Source organism: Citrobacter sp. Ct235 (genome assembly GCF_030332305.1).
GTDB lineage: Bacteria > Pseudomonadota > Gammaproteobacteria > Enterobacterales > Enterobacteriaceae > Citrobacter_A > Citrobacter_A telavivensis.
Window position 1 is genome coordinate 457,648 of record NZ_JAOWIC010000041.1, and the last position, 21,291, is coordinate 478,938.

General features: G+C 52.9%; 20 protein-coding genes. 8 read left to right on the forward strand and 12 right to left on the reverse strand.

Features of this window, described 5'->3' with window-relative positions; all coding sequences use genetic code 11:
- The 8 genes from atpF to asnC form a co-directional block, all read right to left on the reverse strand.
- Positions 1–471, reverse strand: coding sequence for a F0F1 ATP synthase subunit B (gene atpF / locus OGY35_RS08905; protein ID WP_003827022.1), 471 nt, complete (start codon positions 469–471; stop codon positions 1–3).
- Between the two features lie 59 nt (positions 472–530).
- Positions 531–770, reverse strand: a complete 240-nt coding sequence (atpE, locus tag OGY35_RS08910) for a F0F1 ATP synthase subunit C (RefSeq protein WP_000429386.1) — start codon at positions 768–770, stop codon at positions 531–533.
- Between the two features lie 46 nt (positions 771–816).
- Positions 817–1,632: a F0F1 ATP synthase subunit A gene (gene atpB / locus OGY35_RS08915; protein WP_152400842.1), complete on the reverse strand. Its 816-nt coding sequence runs from the start codon at positions 1,630–1,632 to the stop codon at positions 817–819.
- A gap of 8 nt (positions 1,633–1,640) precedes the next feature.
- Positions 1,641–2,021 carry a F0F1 ATP synthase subunit I gene (gene atpI, locus OGY35_RS08920; protein ID WP_152400844.1) on the reverse strand — a complete coding sequence of 127 codons (381 nt, stop codon included), beginning with the start codon at positions 2,019–2,021 and terminating at the stop codon, positions 1,641–1,643.
- A 616-nt stretch (positions 2,022–2,637) separates the two neighbouring features.
- Positions 2,638–3,261, reverse strand: a complete 624-nt coding sequence (gene rsmG / locus OGY35_RS08925) for a 16S rRNA (guanine(527)-N(7))-methyltransferase RsmG (RefSeq protein ID WP_286632049.1) — start codon at positions 3,259–3,261, stop codon at positions 2,638–2,640.
- A 64-nt stretch (positions 3,262–3,325) separates the two neighbouring features.
- Positions 3,326–5,215 carry a tRNA uridine-5-carboxymethylaminomethyl(34) synthesis enzyme MnmG gene (gene mnmG, locus OGY35_RS08930; protein WP_152400848.1) on the reverse strand — a complete coding sequence of 630 codons (1,890 nt, stop codon included), beginning with the start codon at positions 5,213–5,215 and terminating at the stop codon, positions 3,326–3,328.
- 379 nt (positions 5,216–5,594) lie between these two features.
- Positions 5,595–6,038, reverse strand: a complete 444-nt coding sequence (mioC, locus tag OGY35_RS08935) for an FMN-binding protein MioC (protein ID WP_042323572.1) — start codon at positions 6,036–6,038, stop codon at positions 5,595–5,597.
- A gap of 232 nt (positions 6,039–6,270) precedes the next feature.
- Positions 6,271–6,729, reverse strand: a complete 459-nt coding sequence (gene asnC / locus OGY35_RS08940) for a transcriptional regulator AsnC (RefSeq protein WP_152400853.1) — start codon at positions 6,727–6,729, stop codon at positions 6,271–6,273.
- Positions 6,730–6,880: 151 nt separating this feature from the next.
- Here asnC and asnA point away from each other — a divergent pair, with 151 nt between their 5' ends.
- Positions 6,881–7,873, forward strand: a complete 993-nt coding sequence (gene asnA / locus OGY35_RS08945) for an aspartate--ammonia ligase (RefSeq protein WP_178827102.1) — start codon at positions 6,881–6,883, stop codon at positions 7,871–7,873.
- Between the two features lie 2 nt (positions 7,874–7,875).
- On the opposite strand, the gene viaA is transcribed toward asnA, so the two are convergent.
- Positions 7,876–9,327 carry an ATPase RavA stimulator ViaA gene (gene viaA, locus OGY35_RS08950; RefSeq protein WP_286632051.1) on the reverse strand — a complete coding sequence of 484 codons (1,452 nt, stop codon included), beginning with the start codon at positions 9,325–9,327 and terminating at the stop codon, positions 7,876–7,878.
- Positions 9,321–10,817 carry an ATPase RavA gene (gene ravA / locus OGY35_RS08955; protein ID WP_152400859.1) on the reverse strand — a complete coding sequence of 499 codons (1,497 nt, stop codon included), beginning with the start codon at positions 10,815–10,817 and terminating at the stop codon, positions 9,321–9,323. The genes viaA and ravA overlap by 7 nt, the downstream gene beginning before the upstream one ends.
- A 220-nt stretch (positions 10,818–11,037) precedes the next feature.
- Here ravA and kup point away from each other — a divergent pair, with 220 nt between their 5' ends.
- The 7 genes from kup to rbsR all read left to right on the forward strand — a co-directional run bounded on the left by kup (position 11,038) and on the right by rbsR (position 18,997).
- Positions 11,038–12,906, forward strand: coding sequence for a low affinity potassium transporter Kup (kup, locus tag OGY35_RS08960; protein ID WP_152400861.1), 1,869 nt, complete (start codon positions 11,038–11,040; stop codon positions 12,904–12,906).
- Between the two features lie 229 nt (positions 12,907–13,135).
- Entirely contained in the window at positions 13,136–13,555 is a 420-nt protein-coding gene (gene rbsD / locus OGY35_RS08965; protein ID WP_286632055.1) for a D-ribose pyranase, read from the forward strand.
- Positions 13,556–13,562: 7 nt separating this feature from the next.
- Complete coding sequence (rbsA, locus tag OGY35_RS08970) at positions 13,563–15,068, forward strand: ribose ABC transporter ATP-binding protein RbsA (protein ID WP_152406225.1); 1,506 nt, start codon at positions 13,563–13,565, stop codon at positions 15,066–15,068.
- A 5-nt stretch (positions 15,069–15,073) separates the two neighbouring features.
- Positions 15,074–16,039: a ribose ABC transporter permease gene (gene rbsC, locus OGY35_RS08975; RefSeq protein ID WP_042998765.1), complete on the forward strand. Its 966-nt coding sequence runs from the start codon at positions 15,074–15,076 to the stop codon at positions 16,037–16,039.
- 24 nt (positions 16,040–16,063) lie between these two features.
- Positions 16,064–16,954, forward strand: coding sequence for a ribose ABC transporter substrate-binding protein RbsB (gene rbsB / locus OGY35_RS08980; protein ID WP_042998766.1), 891 nt, complete (start codon positions 16,064–16,066; stop codon positions 16,952–16,954).
- A gap of 111 nt (positions 16,955–17,065) precedes the next feature.
- Positions 17,066–17,995, forward strand: coding sequence for a ribokinase (gene rbsK / locus OGY35_RS08985; protein ID WP_286632073.1), 930 nt, complete (start codon positions 17,066–17,068; stop codon positions 17,993–17,995).
- 3 nt (positions 17,996–17,998) lie between these two features.
- Positions 17,999–18,997, forward strand: a complete 999-nt coding sequence (rbsR, locus tag OGY35_RS08990) for a ribose operon transcriptional repressor RbsR (RefSeq protein WP_152400865.1) — start codon at positions 17,999–18,001, stop codon at positions 18,995–18,997.
- Here the strand turns inward: rbsR and mdtD are convergent.
- Positions 18,963–20,390, reverse strand: a complete 1,428-nt coding sequence (mdtD, locus tag OGY35_RS08995; RefSeq protein WP_286632057.1) for a multidrug transporter subunit MdtD — start codon at positions 20,388–20,390, stop codon at positions 18,963–18,965. The two genes, rbsR and mdtD, sit on opposite strands and share 35 nt — an antisense overlap.
- Positions 20,387–21,106 carry a FadR/GntR family transcriptional regulator gene (locus OGY35_RS09000; protein ID WP_286632058.1) on the reverse strand — a complete coding sequence of 240 codons (720 nt, stop codon included), beginning with the start codon at positions 21,104–21,106 and terminating at the stop codon, positions 20,387–20,389. Before OGY35_RS09000 ends, mdtD begins: the two co-directional genes overlap by 4 nt.
- Between the last annotated feature and the right edge of the window lie 185 nt (positions 21,107–21,291).

The following is a 21,291-nucleotide window of genomic DNA, read 5'->3' on the forward strand; positions in this document are numbered from 1 at the left end:
TTACAGTTCAGCGACAAGTTTATCCACGATGTCGCTGTTAGCAGCTTCATCCACGGAACGTTCGATGATCTTCTCGGCGCCAGCAACAGCCAGGATAGCAACTTGCTTACGCAGCTCTTCACGGGCACGTTTACGCTCGGCATCAATTTCCGCCTGCGCCTGGGCCACGATTTTAGTACGTTCCTGCTCTGCTTCCGTTTTGGCTTCGTCCAGGATCTGAGCGCGACGTTTGTTCGCCTGCTCGATGATTACCTGAGCTTCCGCCTTCGCTTTTTTCAGCTGGTCGGTCGCGCTGGCCTTTGCAAGGTCAAGATCCTTGTGTGCGCGTTCAGCAGAAGCGAGACCGTCAGCAATTTCTTTTTGACGCTTCTCGATGGCAGCCATTAACGGCGGCCATACATACTTCATGCAGAACAGAACAAACAGGACAAACGCGATGGCCTGGCCGAGGATTGTTGCGTTAAGATTCACAGCACAATGCCTCTATTTAGTTAACGTTCTGATATTGCTCTTAATTCAAGCAACGCTTACTACGCGACAGCGAACATCACGTACAGACCCAGACCTACAGCGATCATCGGGATAGCATCCACCAGACCCATAACGATAAAGAACTGAGTACGCAGCAGAGGAATCAGATCAGGTTGACGCGCTGCGCCTTCCAGGAATTTACCCCCGAGGATGCCGATACCGATCGCAGCACCGATTGCCGCCAGACCCATCATCACAGCGGCAGCCATGTACAGCAGATCCATATTCAGGTTTTCCATGACAGTCTCCAGTTTGTTTCAGTTAAAACGTAGTAGTGTTGGTAAATTAATGCTCTTCAGACGCCATCGACAGATAGACAATCGTCAGAACCATGAAGATGAAGGCTTGCAGCGTAATAATCAGGATGTGGAAAATGGCCCAGGGCACATTCAGGATCCACTGTGACCACCACGGCAACAGACCAGCAATCAGAATGAAAATCAGCTCACCGGCATACATGTTGCCGAACAGTCGCAGACCGAGAGAAACCGGTTTAGATAGCAGACTTACCCCTTCAAGGATTAAGTTGACAGGGATGAACGCCCAGTGATTGAACGGCTGCAGCGTCAACTCTTTCGTGAAGCCACCGATGCCTTTCATTTTGATGCTGTAGAACAGAATGAGGATAAATACGCCGAGCGCCATGGACAGGGTAATGTTCACGTCAGCAGACGGAACCACACGCAGTGCAGGCAGACCGAAGATATGCTCGCCGATGTACGGCAGCAAGTCGATTGGCAGTAAGTCCATCAGGTTCATCAGGAATACCCAGACGAAGATAGTCAGGGCCAGCGGTGCAATCAGCTTGCTTTTGCCATGGTACATGTCTTTCACGCTACCATGCACAAAGCCGATTACCAGCTCAATCGCGGTCTGAAACTTACCTGGTACGCCGCTGGTCGCCTTTTTGGCCACGCTGCGGAACATAAGCAGGAACAACAGACCCAGCACCACCGAGAAAAACATGGAGTCAATATTGATCGTCCAGAAGGTGGCTGGGGGGTTATACGGATCTACCAGCGAGAATGTACGCAGGTCCAGCTGAAGGTTGTTCAGGTGGTGTCCTATGTAATCCTGCGGCGTCATATTTTCTGAAGCCATGATGCCTTTTACCCTTTGTTGTTAATTACAGCCGGCGCCAGTATCTGAACCACCAGCACCAAAACCCACGTAACTATTAGCGGCAAAAATACCGCCTTGAAAACCGCCAGCGCCACCACCAGCAACATCAGCATCGCTAACACCTTGAAGGCTTCGCCGAAGGCGAACGTCCAGGCCACTCGGCCTTTAGCAGGTGTATGCGCCTGGTGACGCCAGGCAAATATCATAAACAACACGTTAGGCAGAAAGACTGCCATACCGCCGCATATTGCGGAAGTGCCCCAGAAGAGGTCTTTGAGGCTGAACAGCAATCCACTTGCTACTACCGCCAGAAACTGAATGAACAGAAGCTTACGAGCAACGTTTCGACTCAAGAGCGACACAGACATCACGTTTTTAACTCCTGCTCCCTTCGAGGTATGCCGCGTGTCGTATAAAACGTTCTTTAAGGCTTAGAGTCAAGCATCAAAAAGCGGTCAAATTATACGGTGCGCCCTCGTGATTTCAAACAATAAGTAGCTAAAAGGTGAATAAATGTTTAAATATTTTTCCCTGGCCCACATTTATGACTTTTAGCCAAACTGTGAACGATCATGCAAAACTGCAAATGGCGCGTAAACACTGGTGTTAAAGCGTGCTTCAGATCACACATTGAGCATATTCGCCCCGACGGTATTTATTTACTTGGCAAATGATGCCTTTTCAACTTTCTGATATTTAAGCCTAAAATCACTCACTCTTTTAAAAACGACTGATTACATCTCAAAAACCAACCATTGACATTTTTAATAAAAATTCAACACCGGGGAGTGATTCTCTACCTGGATTTTTAGCAGCCTGATATTTTCAGTGTTGACTAATTTTGTCTTTAGCCAAAAACGCCACGTTGCTCTGTTGATAATAGACAGTGAACGTGGCGTTAAGTGTAACGACTTATATCAGCAAAAATGTCTCAGTGTTTTAACAACAAAAAGTCCGATTTTTTTCTATTTTTTTTGATAAATATTAAATTTTGTTTGGCTTAATCACCACCAAATGGCGTTCACCTTCCAGATGCGGTACCTGGAGTTTAATGACAGCCTCAACGCAAAACGCAGCAGGCAGCGACGCAATCTCATCTTCCGGCAACTGACCTTTCAGCGCATAAAAACGGCCTTTCTCGTCTGGCAGGTGATGACACCAGCTCACCATATCATTGAGTGACGCGAACGCCCGGCTGATCACACCATCAAACGGCGGTTCGGCGGGAAATTCTTCAACCCGGCTCTGTACCGGCGTGATGTTATCCAGTTTCAGCTCATGCTGGACCTGACGCAGGAAACGCACGCGTTTACCGAGACTGTCGAGCAGGGTGAAATGCGCTTGTGGACGCACAATGGACAACGGTATTCCTGGCAATCCCGGTCCGGTACCGACATCAATAAAACGCTCCCCCTGCAAATGCGGCGCAACGATAATGCTGTCGAGGATGTGACGAACCAGCATCTCGTTGGGATCCCGCACCGAAGTCAGGTTGTACGCTTTGTTCCATTTGTGCAGCATCTCAACATACGCAATCAGCTGATTTTTCTGGTGATCGGTAAGTGAAATGCCGGCGTCTGCCAGCAGGCGAGAGAGTTTGTTGAGCACGGTGATTACCTGTTCTACATAATTAGCCCGGTAAGCGAAACGCTACCGGGCAATATTCAACACATTAAGCGCTGCGGCGCAGCATACCCTGTTTTTTCAGCCACACCAGCAGAATGGAGATGGCTGCAGGCGTAACGCCGGAGATACGCGATGCCTGACCGATCGAAACCGGCTTGTGATCGTTCAGCTTGGCAATCACTTCGTTCGACAGGCCGGACACCTGACGGTAATCCAGCGTCGCAGGCAGCAGCGTGTTTTCATTGCGCAGCTGTTTTTCGATCTCATCCTGTTGACGTGCGATATAACCTTCGTACTTCACCTGGATTTCTACCTGCTCAGCGGCCTGCACGTCTTCCAGTGCGGGTGCAAACGGGGTCAGGGTCGTAAGCTGCGCATAGGTCATTTCCGGACGTCGCAGCAGATCTTCACCACTGGCTTCACGAGACAGCGGCGCGGTAAGGTGAGCGTTCACTTCGTTGGCTGATTCCGCCGCAGGCGTCACCCAGGTGGATTTCAGACGCTGACGTTCACGTTCGATGTTCTCCAGCTTCTCGTTGAAGCGAGCCCAGCGGGCGTCATCCACCAGCCCCAGTTCACGACCCATTTCGGTCAGACGCAGATCGGCGTTGTCTTCACGCAGCATCAGACGGTATTCAGCGCGCGAGGTGAACATGCGGTACGGCTCTTTGGTTCCCAGCGTGCACAAGTCGTCGACCAGTACGCCGAGATACGCCTGAGAACGCGCCGGTGCCCAGCCCTCTTTGTCCGCGGACAGGCGTGCAGCGTTGAGCCCTGCAAGCAGTCCCTGCGCAGCGGCTTCTTCGTAGCCCGTCGTGCCGTTAATTTGTCCGGCAAAGAACAGACCCTGGATGAATTTGCTTTCCAGCGTCGGCTTCAGGTCACGCGGATCGAAAAAGTCGTACTCAATGGCATAACCCGGACGGACGATTTTCGCGTTCTCCATCCCTTCCATGGAACGGACAATCTGCATCTGCACGTCGAAAGGCAGGCTGGTGGAGATCCCGTTCGGGTAAATTTCGTTAGAGGTTAGCCCTTCCGGCTCCAGGAAGATCTGGTGCTGGTTCCTGTCGGCAAAGCGCATCACTTTGTCTTCGATCGATGGGCAGTAACGCGGGCCGATCCCTTCGATCACGCCAGCATACATCGGGCTACGATCGAGGTTATTGCGGATCACGTCATGGGTTTTCTCATTGGTGTGCGTGATATAGCACGGCACCTGCTGTGGGTGTTGGGCTGCATTGCCCATGAATGAGAAGACCGGCATCGGGTTATCGCCATGTTGCTGCGCCAGCACGCTGAAATTAATCGTGCGCGCATCGATTCGTGGCGGCGTGCCGGTTTTAAGACGGCTTACGCGCAGCGGCAGTTCTCGCAGGCGGCGAGAGAGTGGAATGGACGGCGGATCGCCAGCACGGCCACCGCTGTAGTTATCCAGACCAATATGAATTTTGCCGTCGAGGAATGTCCCGACGGTCAGCACCACGGCTTTGGCGCGGAACTTCAGCCCCATCTGGGTCACGGCGCCAACGACACGATCGTTTTCGACGATAAGATCTTCAACCGCCTGCTGGAAAATCATCAGGTTCGGTTGGTTCTCCAGTGCGGTACGCACCGCCTGACGATACAGCACACGATCCGCCTGAGCACGGGTGGCGCGGACCGCGGGCCCTTTGCTCGCGTTTAGTATCCTAAACTGGATCCCCGCCTGGTCGATCGCTTTTGCCATCAGCCCGCCGAGCGCATCCACTTCTTTTACCAGGTGTCCCTTCCCAATACCGCCAATCGCCGGGTTGCAGCTCATCTGCCCCAACGTGTCGATATTGTGTGTCAAAAGCAGGGTTTGTTGACCCATACGCGCTGCGGCCATCGCGGCCTCAGTGCCTGCATGACCCCCGCCAATGATGATGACGTCAAAAGGATCCTGATAAAACATGGTAATTGCCTCGCATAACGCGGTGTGAAAATGGATTGAAGCCCGGGCGGTGGATTCTACTCAACTTTGTCGGCTTGAGAAAGACCCCGGGATCCTGGGTATTAAAAAGAAGATCTTTTTATTTAGAGATCTGTTCTATTGTGATCTCTTATTAGGATCGCCACTCGCTGTGGATAAGCCGGATCCGGGCATTAAGATCAATACGTTGGTAAGGATCATTAGCTGTGAATGATCGGTGATCCTGGTCCGTATAAGCTGGGATCAAAATGAAGGGTTATACACAACTCAAAAACTGAACAACGGTTATTCTTTGGATAACTACCGGTTAATCCAAGGTTCCTGACAGAGTTATCCACACTTGATCGCACGATCTTTACACTTATTTGAGTAAATTAATCCAGGATCCCAGCCAGGCTTCTGCCGGATCTTCCGGAATGTCGTGTTCAAGGATGTTGATCTTCAGCGTTTCGCCAATCTGTTTGGCGCCTGAATGCTTCAGTTCAGCTTCGATCTTCTCGATAGCGCCACAGAAGGTGTCATATTCACGACTGCCGATACCGATCGCGCCAAAACGAACCTGCGACAGATCCGGTTTTTGCGACTGAAGATCTTCATATAAAGGAACAAGGTTATCCGGAATGTCCCCCGCGCCGTGCGTGGAGCTAATGACCAGCCAGATCCCCGTTGCAGACAGGGAGTCTAACAGCGGACCGTGCAGTGTTTCGGTTGAAAAACCGGCATCTTCCAGCTTTTCAGCCAGGTGTTCTGCAACATATTCAGCGCCGCCGAGGGTGCTGCCGCTAATAAGAGTAATGTCAGCCATACGAGCCCATCCTTTTAAAAGCCTATCCCATTAGGCTATTTTATTCGTCATTTTGGCTCCGGGCAGTGCTCGAAATCCTCACGTACTGTAGTACGCTCCGGTTTCTGTGCGCTGGCCGCAACCAAACTGATTTCAACAACTACGCCTACTGGGATAGGCTTACGAGGCTGCATTGTACGCTGTGAACGAGCTGGGATCTACCTGTGGAAAAATGTGGGATTAAAATTGGCGATCACGGCCTGATGGTACGCATGATAGGGTTTTGCAGGACGATCAACGTCTCGGTGGACTGAATTTCATCAATTGTTTGGATCTTGTTGATAAGTACATGCTGGAGCGCATCGATCGACCGGCACATGACCTTGATAAAGATGCTGTAGTGGCCGGTGGTGTAGTATGCCTCGGTGACTTCATCCAGACTCTCCAGTCTGGCCAGCGCCGAAGGGTAGTCTTTGGCGCTTTTGAGGATGATGCCGATAAAGCAGCCGACGTCGTAACCAAGTTGCTTCGGACTGACATCAATACGCGCGCCGGTAATGATCCCCGCCTGCTTCATTTTTTCTACACGGACGTGAATGGTCCCCGGACTGACGCCAAACTGTTTCGCCAGTTCGGCGTAGGCGGTACGGGCATTTTCCATTAAGGCATCCAGAATGCCGCGGTCCAGATTGTCGATCTGATAATTTTCCATAGGTTTTTCTTATGTGTATTAATGATTCACTCTATTTTAGCGGGTTATTTTAACGAATCAAAATCGAATGCGGCTTTTTGTTTGTTGATTATTGAATATTGCCCCCATTCTGTTGCTTAATCATAGGCAACAGGACGCAGGAGTAATAAAAATGAAAACCGCTTACATTGCCAAACAACGCCAAATTAGCTTCGTGAAATCTCACTTCTCTCGTCAACTGGAGGAGCGTCTGGGTCTGATTGAAGTCCAGGCACCGATCCTTAGCCGTGTAGGGGATGGCACGCAGGATAACTTGTCGGGCTGTGAAAAAGCGGTTCAGGTGAAAGTGAAAGCGCTGCCAGATGCCCAGTTTGAAGTCGTTCATTCACTGGCTAAATGGAAACGTCAAACTCTGGGACAACACGACTTCAGCGCCGGCGAAGGGCTCTACACGCACATGAAAGCCCTGCGCCCGGATGAAGATCGTCTCTCTCCGCTCCACTCGGTCTATGTCGATCAGTGGGACTGGGAACGCGTGATGGGCGACGGCGAGCGTCAATTCTCCACTCTGAAAAGCACGGTAGAGGCTATCTGGGCGGGAATTAAAGCGACCGAAGCCGCGGTAAGCAAAGAATTTGGTCTGGCACCGTTCCTGCCAGAGCAGATCCACTTTGTTCACAGCCAGGAATTACTGAGCCGTTATCCGGGTCTTGATGCAAAAGGTCGTGAACGTGCGATCGCCAAAGAGTTAGGTGCGGTCTTCCTGGTGGGGATTGGCGGCAAACTCAGCGACGGTCACCGCCATGACGTTCGTGCGCCGGACTATGATGACTGGAGTTCTGCATCCGAACTGGGGTATGCCGGTCTGAACGGCGACATCCTGGTCTGGAACCCGGTGCTGGAAGATGCGTTCGAGCTTTCTTCCATGGGGATCCGTGTCGATGCCGATGCGCTGAAACATCAACTTCGGCTGACCGGTGATGAAGATCGCCTGAGTCTGGAATGGCACCAGGCGCTGCTGCGTGGTGAAATGCCGCAGACTATTGGCGGTGGCATTGGCCAGTCGCGTTTAACCATGCTGCTGCTGCAACTGCCGCACATTGGTCAGGTTCAGTGCGGCGTATGGCCCGCGCAGGTTCGTGAAAGCGTTGCCTCTTTGCTGTAATCTTATCGCCGCCAGCGTCTGAGCAGGCGGCTTCGTATCCCGGTATCAAAGCGCCAGATATGATCGAAAATGCGCATGATGCCGGGTTTGCCATGTGCTGACATCGCTACTGCATGAAAGCGATGCTGATGGACACGCTGTAACTCCCCGACTTTACTCACCACGTCGTCAGGTAAGCGCTGGGCGATAAAATCTGAAATCACCACCGCATCAGCATCAAACCATTCCCGTCCCTGCATGCGTTCAATAATGGCGCGAAAACAGCTGGCGATGTCCGTACCGCCACGAAATCGTTGGCTCAGAAAGCGGATAGCTTGCTCAATACCTTGCGGACCGGAAAGCTCGTAGCGCACCACTTCCGTGGAAAACAACATAATGAAGCAGCGACGGTTATCGGCAAGGGCGATGCGCATTAAGGCCAGGCAAAAGGCCTTCGCGCACTGTTCATTAAAGCCGCCCATCGAACCGGAGGTGTCTACACACACAATGAACGGTCCGCGTGGCTGTTCGTCGAAATCCTGATGAATTACAGGTCGCTCGGTTACCTTTTCGCGCCAGGCTTCACCGTGCAGACGATAAGTGAGCAGCTGCTTTTCCACCAGCCGCCGGTAGAACTCATACTCCAGTTCCGTTATGCCGAGCGTGGCCAGTTCCGGCGGCAACAGACGTAAAATATCGTCACTCTGCTGTATACCGTCAACCTGCTCGGGTACCGTTGCAGGCTCGCGTACCAGCGTGCGAAAGGTCTCCATCGGTGCATCTTTTCGCGGGACGGATTTGGCTTCTCTGGAGCGGCCCAGTTGCTCAGCCAGCCGCATCAGCTCTGGCTGTTCGCTCAGGAAATCACCGTACTTCACGATCAACTGATAATCACCCCGTCTGAGCTGGCCTGCGCTCATATCCCACAGCCGACCTGCAGCGGTCTCGTTTTCCGCCAGAACCGGATCCAGTTGACCGCTCAGGGTCATTCGTTCCTGAACTTCACTGAGCAGTTGCTCACGTTCTTCTTCAAGCAACTGTTGATTGAGCGTGGTGGCCTGCACCACCAGACTTAAGCGCCAGCGCTGCAAAAAGAGCGTGTGCAGGGCGGGAGTGAATATGGCGTTGCTGTCCACCAGTTGCTGTGCTTGTCCGCCATACGGTGAGTGCAGGCGGTGCAAAAGTGTCAGTATTTGTGGTAGCTGGACGATGAACTGCGGGGTGGAGAGGAGCTGGCTTTGCTGATAACACATCACCTCTTCCGTCAGCTCCGGCGGAACGCGCGCGTCCTTTAGCCGACTGCGTAGCGCTTCGCGCCAGCGCGGTAGATCGTCGGTGATTGCCGCTTTCAGGCGGGGGAATTTTTCAAAAAAAACTGCCAGTTGTGGCGAGGCCAGCAGCGCGAGGATCATCTCTTCGATCATCCCCTCTTCACTGACGGCTAACATGACATTGAGCGTATCCAGTGTCAGCATTGTTGCGCCTGACGGATCTGCTCACCCACATCTTGAAGGCTGGCCTCGATACGACCTAACCAGTCGCTATGAATAAACAGGCACTTTTGTTGCTCGCTAAAGCGGGTATGCTGCTGACGCCAGTCGTTTTCCAGCTCTTCCAGTTGCTGCTTAATCTCGCCTGGCATGGCCTCTTCCGATGAACCAGGAAGTGCCAGTCGCGTGCCCTGTAAACTGACATCACGTACCACCAGATGCTGGGCGCTATCGACTTCCATATTCAACGTCTGGGCAAATCCGATCCCGTTGAGTTTGCCGCGGATCTCACCCCCTTTCGCCAGCCATTGCTCCAGCGCACTGCGTTCAAAAGCGATGTGGATCACTTCCATATCATGCAGTTTCAGCGGTTTTTGCAGGAGCAGCGTCAGGTTTGCTGCGGTAACCTCGGCTGGCAAATCGTAATGCGGACGGCGACTGAACATGCCCCCCTGACGCAGCACCGTAAAAGCGGTTTTATCGCTTTGCTGCTGCTGCAACTGAATGCGTCGCTGAACGATACCGCCGAGGCGCGTCAGCATTGCCTGCTGTTGCCAGGCGTGCCCGGTCATCAATATTTCGAGCTGCTGTTGCATCAGGTTCAGGCTCTGGGCGTCATACCACAGGCAATCCTTCAGCAGGATGAGATCAATAGGGGCGACAGCGTCGCGTCCGCTAAAGAAAGCGCTGGCCTGTAACAGACGAATGGCTTTTTTCCAGCGGCGGTCTGAGACGTAGGGCGCATTCGGCAGATTATCCAGTTGCTGGCGCAGTGTAAAAATCAGCTCAAAAACATGATCGGGCAGCGTAATGGCGCCAATGTCCTTCTGCCACCGGTAATACTCTTCATCGCTCACCTGTAGCGAGGCGGGAACCGGGTTTTCGCTTTCGTTATGTTGGCCGATCAGCAGGGAGCGAAAGTTGGCTTTATCCTGCACTTTGTCCAACCACAGGCGGATCAGCATACGGTCGTACAGCGCTTCCAGGCTGCTGTCTGCTTCCGGCAGTTCGTTGGAGGCCGCCACCAGCAAACGCATGGGGATTTTCTCTTCGTGCGCGCCGTTGCGAAAATGACGTTCGTTAATGGCGGTCAGCAAGGTATTGAGGATTGCCGGACCGGCTTTCCAGATCTCATCGAGAAAAACAATTTCCGCTTCAGGAAGGTAGCCCGCGGTTAAGCGTTCGTAACGACCTTCATCTTTTAGCGCCTGAATAGAGAGCGGGCCAAAAACCTCTTCCGGCGTGGAGAAACGCGTCATCAGATATTCAAAGGCGCGCGCATTCTGGAAGGCAAACTTCAGCCGGCGGGCGATTAAGCTTTTGGCTATCCCCGGAGGGCCAAGCAGGAAAACACTTTCGCCGCTCAGGGCGGCCAGCAGGCAAAGCCGGATGGCGTGACTGCGCTCATAGAGACCTTTTTCCAGCGCATTGCTCAGGCGGGAAATTCTTTCCGCTAATAAATGTGGGTGAGCCATAATAGAGTGGCGTCCTTTCATTAAATGTACTGCGTTAACAGCGAGTATAGCCGTTTCAGCTCAGAGGCTGAACTTGTCCAGGAGGCTGTTTATTTTTCTTTGAGCCAGGTTAATCTGGACTCATTTAGGGGTACGATTTTGCTTTGAATCGTGCATACTGTGCGCTTTTTGTGGGCCAAGGGACTACGCACACATTTCTTTATATATGAAAGACTAGTCTATGAGCACTGATAATAAGCAATCATTGTCTGCGGTAACCCTCGCAGCCATTGGGGTTGTCTACGGTGATATTGGTACCAGCCCACTTTATACACTTCGTGAATGTTTGTCCGGTCAGTTTGGTTTTGGCGTTGAACGCGATGCCGTTTTTGGTTTTTTGTCGCTGATTTTCTGGCTACTCATCTTTGTGGTTTCCATTAAGTATCTGACTTTCGTCATGCGTGCAGATAACGCTGGCGAAGGGGGGATCCTGACGCTGATGTCGCTGGCGGGGCGTAATACCTCCGCGCGAATGACCTCTATGCTGGTCATCATGGGCTTAATTGGCGGCAGCTTCTTTTATGGCGAGGTGGTGATCACCCCGGCCATCTCGGTGATGTCGGCCATTGAAGGTCTGGAGATCATCGCGCCACAACTGGATACCTGGATTGTCCCGCTGTCGATTATCGTCCTGACGCTGCTGTTTATGATTCAGAAGCACGGTACCGGGATGGTGGGGAAGTTGTTTGCGCCCATTATGCTGGCCTGGTTTTTGATTCTGGCTGTACTTGGCCTACGCAGTATTATTGCCAATCCGGAAGTGCTGCAGGCGTTGAACCCGATGTGGGCGGTGCATTTTTTCCTTGAATACAAGACCGTCTCCTTTATCGCGCTTGGCGCAGTGGTGCTGTCGATTACCGGCGTTGAAGCGTTGTATGCCGATATGGGGCATTTCGGTAAGTTCCCTATTCGCCTGGCATGGTTTACGGTGGTCCTGCCATCGCTGGTGCTCAACTACTTTGGCCAGGGTGCGCTGCTGTTAAAACATCCGGAAGCGATAAAAAACCCGTTCTTCCTGCTGGCACCTGACTGGGCATTGATTCCCCTGCTGATCGTTGCGGCCCTGGCGACGGTGATCGCTTCACAGGCGGTGATTTCAGGTGTTTTCTCGCTGACGCGTCAGGCGGTTCGTCTGGGATATCTGTCGCCCATGCGCATCATTCATACGTCAGAAATGGAGTCCGGGCAGATCTATATTCCGTTCGTCAACTGGATGCTCTATATCGCGGTGGTGATAGTGATTGTCAGCTTCGAGCACTCCAGTAACCTGGCGGCAGCGTACGGGATCGCCGTAACCGGTACGATGGTACTGACTTCGATTCTCTCGACAACCGTGGCGCGTAAAAACTGGCACTGGAATAAGTACTTCGTTGCGCTGATCCTCGTCGCGTTCCTGTGTATCGATATTCCGCTGTTCTCGGCAAACCTCGATAAACTGCTGTCAGGCGGTTGGCTGCCGCTGTCGCTGGGGCTGGTGATGTTCACCATCATGACCACCTGGAAGAGCGAACGTTTCCGCCTGTTGCGCCGTATGCACGAGCACGGTAACTCTCTGGAGGCGATGATCGCCTCGCTGGAGAAATCCCCGCCGGTACGCGTACCGGGCACTGCGGTGTACATGTCTCGCGCGCTGAACGTGATCCCCTTTGCCCTGATGCATAACCTCAAGCACAACAAGGTGTTGCATGAGCGGGTTATCCTGCTGACGCTGCGTACTGAAGATGCGCCGTACGTGCATAACGTCCGTCGTGTGCAGATTGAGCAGTTGTCACCGACCTTCTGGCGCGTCGTTGCCAGCTACGGCTGGCGTGAAACGCCGAATGTTGAAGAGGTCTTCCACCGCTGCGGTCTGGAAGGGTTGAGCTGCCGGATGATGGAGACGTCGTTCTTTATGTCGCACGAGTCGTTAATCGTCGGCAAGCGTCCCTGGTATTTACGTTTGCGTGGCAAACTCTATCTTCTTCTCCAGCGTAACGCCCTGCGCGCGCCCGATCAGTTTGAAATCCCGCCTAACCGCGTGATTGAACTGGGGACACAGGTCGAGATTTAATATCTGCGAACACCTTCGCCCGGCGGCGCTGCGCTTTCACGGGCCTACGAAAACGGTAGGCCGGGTAAGCGCTGCGCCACCCGGCAAAAAACCTCTCCACATGCCACTCTATTTCACTTAGCGAAACGTTTCGACGGCGATCACAAATCTGTTACGTCATGATGGTTATTTGCTCACATCTCAGACTACACTAAACACCAGCGAAACGTTTCGCTAGTGGAGCAAGAAAATGAAGAAAGGCACAGTACTCAATTCAGAGATTTCATCGGTTATCTCCCGTCTGGGGCATACCGATACGCTGGTAGTGTGTGATGCAGGTTTACCCATCCCACACAGTACAACACGTATCGATATGGCATTAACCCAGGGCGTACCTTCTTTTATGCAGGTACTGGATGTGGTGACCCGTGAAATGCAGGTTGAATCGGCCATTCTCGCGACGGAAATTAAACAACATAATCCGCAACTCCACGAAACGTTGCTCAGCCACATTGAGCAACTGCAACAACACCAGGGAAACACCATAGAAATTCGTTACATCACGCATGAACAATTTAAAAAACAAACCGCAGACAGTCAGGCGGTAATTCGCAGCGGGGAGTGTTCCCCGTATGCGAATATCATTCTCTGTGCTGGCGTCACTTTCTGAGGCCGTCATGGACGCATTACTGCAACTCAAAGGGATCGATAAAGCGTTCCCTGGCGTGAAAGCGCTATCCGGCGCCGCACTCAATGTTTACCCCGGTCGCGTGATGGCGCTGGTGGGGGAAAACGGTGCCGGCAAATCCACCATGATGAAGGTGCTGACGGGCATTTATACCCGCGATGCCGGTTCACTGTTGTGGCTGGGGAAAGAAACGACCTTTAACGGTCCTAAATCATCCCAGGAAGCGGGGATCGGCATCATCCATCAGGAACTTAACCTGATCCCGCAACTTACCATTGCGGAGAATATTTTCCTCGGCCGCGAATTCGTTAACCGCTTCGGCAAAATAGACTGGAAGAAGATGTATGCCGAAGCGGACCTTCTGTTAGCTAAACTCAACCTGCGCTTTAAGAGCGACCGCCTGGTGGGTGAATTGTCGATTGGCGACCAGCAGATGGTCGAAATCGCCAAAGTGCTGAGCTTTGAGTCGAAAGTCATCATTATGGATGAGCCAACGGATGCGCTCACCGACACCGAAACCGAATCCCTGTTCCGCGTGATCCGCGAACTGAAGTCGCAGGGACGCGGTATTGTCTATATTTCTCACCGAATGAAAGAGATCTTCGAGATTTGCGATGACGTGACCGTTTTCCGGGACGGACAGTTTATTGCCGAACGTGAAGTTGCCTCGCTGACCGAAGATTCGCTGATTGAGATGATGGTGGGCCGTAAGCTCGAAGAACAGTATCCGCGCCTGGATAAAGCACCGGGTGAAGTCCGCCTTAAGGTCGATAACCTGTGCGGACCAGGCGTGAACGATGTCTCTTTTACCCTGCGTAAAGGTGAAATCTTAGGGATTTCTGGCCTGATGGGGGCCGGACGTACCGAACTAATGAAAGTTCTGTATGGTGCACTGCCGCGTACCAGCGGGTATGTCACGCTCGATGGACATGAAGTGGTTGCGCGTTCCCCGCAGGACGGACTGGCAAACGGCATTGTCTATATTTCTGAAGACCGCAAGCGCGACGGTTTAGTGCTCGGCATGTCGGTGAAAGAGAATATGTCGCTGACCGCGCTGCGCTATTTCAGCCGCAGCGGCGGCAGTCTTAAGCATAAAGATGAGCAGCAGGCGGTGAGCGATTTTATTCGCCTGTTCAATGTGAAAACCCCGTCGATGGAACAGGCTATTGGTTTGCTGTCCGGGGGCAACCAGCAGAAAGTGGCGATTGCCCGTGGCCTGATGACCCGTCCTAAGGTGCTGATCCTTGATGAGCCCACCCGCGGTGTGGACGTCGGGGCCAAGAAAGAAATTTATCAGTTAATTAACCAGTTTAAGGCCGACGGCCTGAGCATCATTCTGGTCTCATCTGAGATGCCAGAAGTATTAGGCATGAGCGATCGCATTATCGTCATGCATGAAGGGCATCTCGGCGGTGAATTCACTCGCGAGCAGGCCACCCAGGAAGTTCTGATGGCTGCCGCTGTGGGCAAGCTTAATCGCGTGAATCAGGAGTAAAAAAGATGACTACCCAGGCTGTTTCTGGTCGCCGTTATTTCACCAAAGCGTGGTTGATGGAGCAAAAGTCTCTCATCGCCCTGCTGGTGCTGATCGCGATTGTCTCGACGTTGAGCCCTAACTTTTTTACCGTCAATAACCTGTTCAACATTCTTCAGCAGACATCCGTGAACGCCATTATGGCGGTGGGGATGACGCTGGTTATTCTGACGTCGGGTATCGATCTGTCAGTCGGTTCCCTGCTGGCGCTCACCGGCGCGGTTGCGGCTTCAATTGTAGGGATTGAAGTTAACGCGCTGGTGGCCGTTGCAGCAGCCCTGGCATTAGGTGCCGCTGTAGGCGCAGTAACGGGCGTGATTGTGGCGAAAGGCCGTGTGCAGGCGTTTATCGCCACGCTGGTCATGATGCTGCTGCTGCGCGGCGTGACGATGGTGTACACCAACGGGAGTCCGGTTAACACGGGCTTTACCGATAACGCCGATCTGTTTGGCTGGTTCGGCATTGGCCGTCCGCTGGGTGTACCGACGCCAGTCTGGATCATGGGGATTGTTTTCTTGGCGGCATGGTACATGTTGCACCACACTCGTCTGGGTCGCTATATCTATGCGCTGGGCGGTAACGAAGCGGCAACGCGTCTGTCCGGTATCAGCGTCAGTAAAATCAAGATTATCGTCTATTCACTGTGTGGGCTGCTGGCGTCGCTGGCCGGTATCATTGAAGTGGCGCGTCTCTCCTCTGCCCAGCCGACTGCCGGTACGGGCTATGAGCTGGATGCCATCGCGGCCGTTGTGCTGGGTGGGACCAGTCTGGCGGGCGGCAAAGGACGTATTGTTGGGACCTTGATCGGCGCATTAATTCTGGGTTTCCTCAATAATGGTTTGAATTTGTTAGGTGTTTCCTCCTATTACCAGATGATCGTCAAAGCGGTGGTGATTTTGCTGGCGGTGCTGGTAGACAACAAAAAGCAGTAACAACGACTACAGGACATCTTAAATATGAACATGAAAAAACTGGCTACCCTGGTTTCTGCTGTTGCGCTAAGCGCCACCGTGAGCGCGAACGCAATGGCGAAAGATACCATTGCGCTGGTGGTCTCTACGCTTAACAACCCGTTCTTCGTCTCGCTGAAAGATGGGGCGCAGAAAGAAGCTGATAAACTGGGTTACAACCTGGTGGTACTGGACTCCCAGAACAACCCGGCGAAAGAGTTGGCGAACGTTCAGGATTTAACCGTACGTGGTACCAAAATTCTGCTGATCAACCCGACGGATTCCGACGCGGTGGGTAACGCTGTGAAAATGGCGAACCAGGCCAATATCCCGGTCATCACCCTTGACCGTCAGGCAACCAAAGGCGACGTCGTTAGCCACATCGCGTCTGATAACGTACTGGGTGGGAAAATCGCCGGTGATTACATCGCCAAAAAAGCGGGTGAAGGTGCGAAAGTTATTGAACTGCAAGGTATTGCCGGGACTTCAGCGGCGCGTGAGCGTGGTGAAGGTTTCCAGCAGGCCGTTGCGGCACACAAATTTAATGTCCTGGCCAGCCAGCCAGCAGACTTCGACCGTACTAAAGGTCTGAACGTGATGCAGAACCTGCTGACTGCGCATCCGGACGTGCAGGCTGTCTTTGCACAGAACGATGAAATGGCACTGGGTGCGCTGCGTGCTCTGCAAACCGCAGGTAAATCTGATGTGATGGTGGTCGGATTTGACGGTACGCCTGATGGCGAAAAAGCGGTAAATGATGGCAAACTGGCTGCGACTATCGCACAGTTACCAGACCAGATCGGCGCGAAAGGCGTTGAGACGGCAGATAAGGTACTGAAAGGCGAGAAAGTTCAGGCCAAGTACCCTGTTGACCTGAAGCTGGTCATCAAGCAGTAACTGGCGATTCAGGCGACCGCGCGTTGCCTGAGGGACTAAATATAAAGAAAAGAAAGTGTGGCATACGCCACCGGGTAATACCGGTGGCTCCCTCAGATGGACACCCCGAACATGAAAACCGCAGGCAATCTTGTCGTTCTTGGCAGTATTAATGCCGACCATATCCTGAACCTTAAAACATTCCCGACGCCAGGTGAAACCGTCACCGGAAACCACTATCAGGTGGCTTTTGGCGGTAAAGGCGCGAATCAGGCGGTGGCTGCGGGTCGCAGTGGGGCGAATATTGCGTTCATTGCCTGCACGGGCGATGACGATGTTGGACGTAACATCCGCAAACAGCTTATTAGTGACAACATTGATGTCGAACCTGTCAGCGTCATCAGCGGTGATTCCACCGGCGTGGCGCTGATTTTTGTGAATGGCGACGGTGAAAACGTTATTGGTATCCATGCTGGCGCTAATGCGTCGCTTTCCCCTGCGTTAGTCGAGGCGCAGCGCGAGCGTATTGCTCAGGCATCCGCCTTGTTGATGCAACTGGAGTCGCCGATCGAAAGCGTACTGACGGCCGCGAAAATCGCAAAGCAAAACAACACGATTGTGGCGCTGAATCCGGCTCCGGCACGTGAGTTATCTGACGAACTGCTGGCGCTGGTGGATATCATCACCCCGAACGAAACTGAAGCGGAAAAGCTGACGGGGATCCGTGTCGAAAACGATGAAGACGCGGCGAAAGCAGCCCAGGTCCTGCACGAGAAAGGCATTCATACCGTTCTGATTACGTTAGGGAGCCGGGGCGTCTGGGCCAGTGTGAATGGCGAAGGCCGCCGGGTTCCTGGATTTAAAGTTGACGCTGTCGATACTATCGCTGCGGGCGATACCTTCAACGGCGCGCTGATCACCGCTCTGCTGGAAGAAAAGCCGCTGTCTGACGCGATTCGCTTTGCCCATGCCGCTGCGGCGATTGCCGTGACCCGTAAAGGCGCGCAGCCTTCCGTGCCGTGGCGTAATGAAATTGAGGCGTTTTTAGGTCAGCAGAGGTAACGCTTGGCTACCATGAAGGATGTTGCCCGCCTGGCGGGCGTTTCCACCTCGACCGTTTCGCACGTCATTAATAAGGATCGCTTTGTCAGTGAAGCGATAACTGAAAAAGTTGATGCTGCGATCAAGTCGTTAAATTACGCCCCTTCTGCGCTGGCGCGTAGCCTGAAGCTGAATCAGACGCGTACCATCGGCATGCTGATCACGGCGAGTACCAACCCTTTTTACTCCGAACTGGTGCGTGGCGTTGAGCGCAGTTGTTTTGAGCGCGGCTATAGCCTGGTGTTATGCAATACCGAAGGCGATGAGCAGCGCATGAACCGTAATCTGGAAACCCTGATGCAAAAGCGGGTGGACGGCTTACTGTTGCTCTGTACCGAAACACACCAGCCGTCGCGTGAAATCATGCAGCGCTACCCCTCAATCCCTACCGTTATGATGGACTGGTCGCCTTTTGATGGTGAAGGGGATAGCGATCTTATTCAGGATAACTCGTTACTCGGCGGCGACCTGGCTACGCAGCATCTTATTGATAAAGGCTTTACTCGCATCGCCTGTATTACCGGGCCGCTTGATAAAACCCCAGCGCGGTTGCGTCTGGAAGGGTATCGCGCTGCGATGAAGCGCGCCGGGCTGGTTATCCCGGACGGTTACGAAATTACCGGTGATTTTGAATTTGGCGGTGGGTTTGAGGCCATGCAGAAACTGCTTTCTCATCAACCTCGTCCGCACGCTGTTTTTGCCGGCAACGATGCGATGGCGGTAGGTGCTTATCAGGCGTTGTATCAGGCCGGATTGCGAATTCCGCAGGATATGGCGGTGATTGGCTACGACGACATAGAACTGGCGCGTTACATGACGCCGCCGCTTACCACCATTCATCAACCAAAAGATGAATTGGGGGAATTGGCCATCGATGTGCTGATTCATCGTATGGCGCAACCCGCCCTGCAACAGCAGCGTCTGCAACTTACTCCTGTTCTGATGGCGCGGGGCTCTGTGTAGGCTTGTGTCGCTCTTTGATCAGGTTGCGACCATCTTTGGCTCTCAGCAACATGAACATCAGGGCTGACACGACAGTAATCGCGCCCATCGTAATAAAGGTGTAGTGGAACTGTTCGACCGTATTGGTTCCCTCCATCCCTTCATAGATGCGTAGTACCGCTGCGCTGATCGCCACCCCTAAACTGATGGACAACTGCTGCGTAACAGCCAGTACGCTGTTGCCGCTGCTGGCGTTGTCATCAGTCAGATCGGCCAGCGTAATCGTGTTCATCGCGGTGAATTGCGTTGACATCGCCATCCCCAGAATGAACAACGGTAGAATCAACAGCCAGACGGGCATGGCGGGGGATTGCAGAGAGAACTGCGCGATCATCAGCCCAATGAAGACAGTGATGCCCACCAGTGTGGTTCGATAACCCAGACGGCGCAGCACTTGCGTTACCATCGATTTCGCCAGTATTGAGCCCAGTGCGGTGGGCGCCATCATGCAACCGGCAATCAGCGCCGGGAAGCCAAATCCCACCTGTAACATCAGCGGCATCAGGAACGGCACGCATCCCGTTCCCAGACGGGTAGCAAGGTTGCCGGAAATACCGACAGAGAAGGTGCGGGTCTTAAACAATGACAGCGATATTAGCGGGGTCGGGTGGCGTCGCGCGTGACGAACATAAGCCAGCAGTAACAGAATGCTCAACAGGATAATGGTCAGCGCTATCCAGGTGGCGACAATTTTCTCGCCAAACAACTCCATCCCGCTGGAAAAGAGAACCAGGCTCAGACCAAAAAGAAAGAAGCCGGTCATATCAAATTTGCGCCGTGGGGTAGTGAAGTTCGGCATATATTTGCGCGCATACAGAATGCCGGCGACGCCTATCGGAATATTGATCAGGAAAATCCAGTGCCAGCTGGCCCAGGTAACCAGAACGCCACCCAGTACCGGACCCAGGATGGGGCCGACCAGTCCAGGCATAGTCACAAAGTTCAGCACCGGCAGCAGTTCGCTGCGCGGGTAAGCTCTTAATAATGCCAGGCGTGCAACCGGCATCATCATTGCGCCACCAATCCCCTGAATCACGCGAAAAAGGACCAGCTCCGTCAGCGTACTCGAAAGTGCGCAGGCGAGGGAACCGAGCGTAAACAGGCTGACGGCAACCATGAATACACGTCGGGTGCCGAAGCGATCGGCCAGCCATCCACTCACCGGGATCAACATAGCAACCGTCAGGGTGTAACTGATAATCGCAGACTGCATTGCCAGGGGGGAGCGATTGAGGCTCTGGGCGATGGCGGGTAAAGCGGTATTAAGAATGGTGGCGTCCAGTGCTTGCATGAAGAAGGCCATTGCCGCTATCCACGGCAATCCAGCCATACTGCGTGCTTTTTTGTTGGTCATGCACAATCCTGGTCGTTTTCTGGACGTTCATTCGGGGCTATCAGCAGAGCCTGACAAGCCTTAAACGCACCGTCGCCGTCGCTTTGTGCAATGGCGTCGACAATGGCCTGATGCAAATCCAGCTTCACAACGGTGTTATAAGTAATTGAATTAAAGTAGGTGTGGTAGACAGAATGAAACAACGAAGCAAAAGAGGTTAAGAACGGGTTCGCGCTCATTTCGTAAATATGCTCATGCCAGACCATATCCACTTCAATCCAGCGTTCGCGTTTAAAGTTCTTTTTCAGCGCGACCATCTCTTCCATTAATGTATTCAGATGTGCTTTTTGCTCCGCAGTACCGATTGTCGCTGCCAGCGAGCACGCCTGAGGCTCCAGGCTGATACGCATCACCAGAAAGTGTTCGATAACCTGCTGAAAATTTTCTTCGGTCATCCACCAGGTGAGTAATTCCTGATCGAGGAAGTTCCAGTTTGCCTGTGGCATCACGCGAGTGCCAATACGAGGGCGCGGCAGCACCATCCCTTTGGCAGTTAATGTTTTGACTGCTTCCCGAACGGCGGTCCGGCTTACACCAAACTGTTCGCCCAGTTCTATTTCGCCAGGGAGAATGGTGCCAGGGGCATATTCACCTTTGAGGATCTGCTGCGCGAGCTTCTCAGCCAGAACATAGGAAAGGTTTTTTTGTGCAGCCAGCTGCTGTGCGCTTAAAGACATTACGCTTTGTCCTTTATCTTTTTCTTACTCATTAGTATGCCACCAGGAAGTGTGATTGCGGTTGCAAAAACAGCAAAACGCTTATTTTATGGCACGTTAATACCCGTTTTGGATAAATATTACGCACTCGGAAAATTATTTTAAATTTCCCCTTGTCAGCCTGAAATAACTCCCTATAATGCGCC

Excerpts from the sequence above, each read along its gene's own strand:
- viaA (WP_286632051.1), bottom strand. The coding sequence starts at position 9,327 with ATGCTGACACTGGATACGCTCAATGTCATGTTAGCCGTCAGTGAAGAG.
- mioC (WP_042323572.1), bottom strand. The coding sequence starts at position 6,038 with ATGGCTGACATTACTCTTATTAGCGGCAGCACCCTCGGCGGCGCTGAA.
- kup (WP_152400861.1), top strand. The coding sequence starts at position 11,038 with ATGAGCACTGATAATAAGCAATCATTGTCTGCGGTAACCCTCGCAGCC.
- asnA (WP_178827102.1), top strand. The coding sequence starts at position 6,881 with ATGAAAACCGCTTACATTGCCAAACAACGCCAAATTAGCTTCGTGAAA.
- rbsA (WP_152406225.1), top strand. The coding sequence starts at position 13,563 with ATGGACGCATTACTGCAACTCAAAGGGATCGATAAAGCGTTCCCTGGC.
- rbsB (WP_042998766.1), top strand. The coding sequence starts at position 16,064 with ATGAACATGAAAAAACTGGCTACCCTGGTTTCTGCTGTTGCGCTAAGC.
- rbsC (WP_042998765.1), top strand. The coding sequence starts at position 15,074 with ATGACTACCCAGGCTGTTTCTGGTCGCCGTTATTTCACCAAAGCGTGG.
- rbsD (WP_286632055.1), top strand. The coding sequence starts at position 13,136 with ATGAAGAAAGGCACAGTACTCAATTCAGAGATTTCATCGGTTATCTCC.
- atpB (WP_152400842.1), bottom strand. The coding sequence starts at position 1,632 with ATGGCTTCAGAAAATATGACGCCGCAGGATTACATAGGACACCACCTG.
- asnC (WP_152400853.1), bottom strand. The coding sequence starts at position 6,729 with ATGGAAAATTATCAGATCGACAATCTGGACCGCGGCATTCTGGATGCC.
- ravA (WP_152400859.1), bottom strand. The coding sequence starts at position 10,817 with ATGGCTCACCCACATTTATTAGCGGAAAGAATTTCCCGCCTGAGCAAT.
- atpE (WP_000429386.1), bottom strand. The coding sequence starts at position 770 with ATGGAAAACCTGAATATGGATCTGCTGTACATGGCTGCCGCTGTGATG.
- atpI (WP_152400844.1), bottom strand. The coding sequence starts at position 2,021 with ATGTCTGTGTCGCTCTTGAGTCGAAACGTTGCTCGTAAGCTTCTGTTC.
- mdtD (WP_286632057.1), bottom strand. The coding sequence starts at position 20,390 with ATGACCAACAAAAAAGCACGCAGTATGGCTGGATTGCCGTGGATAGCG.
- OGY35_RS09000 (WP_286632058.1), bottom strand. The coding sequence starts at position 21,106 with ATGTCTTTAAGCGCACAGCAGCTGGCTGCACAAAAAAACCTTTCCTAT.
- rbsK (WP_286632073.1), top strand. The coding sequence starts at position 17,066 with ATGAAAACCGCAGGCAATCTTGTCGTTCTTGGCAGTATTAATGCCGAC.
- mnmG (WP_152400848.1), bottom strand. The coding sequence starts at position 5,215 with ATGTTTTATCAGGATCCTTTTGACGTCATCATCATTGGCGGGGGTCAT.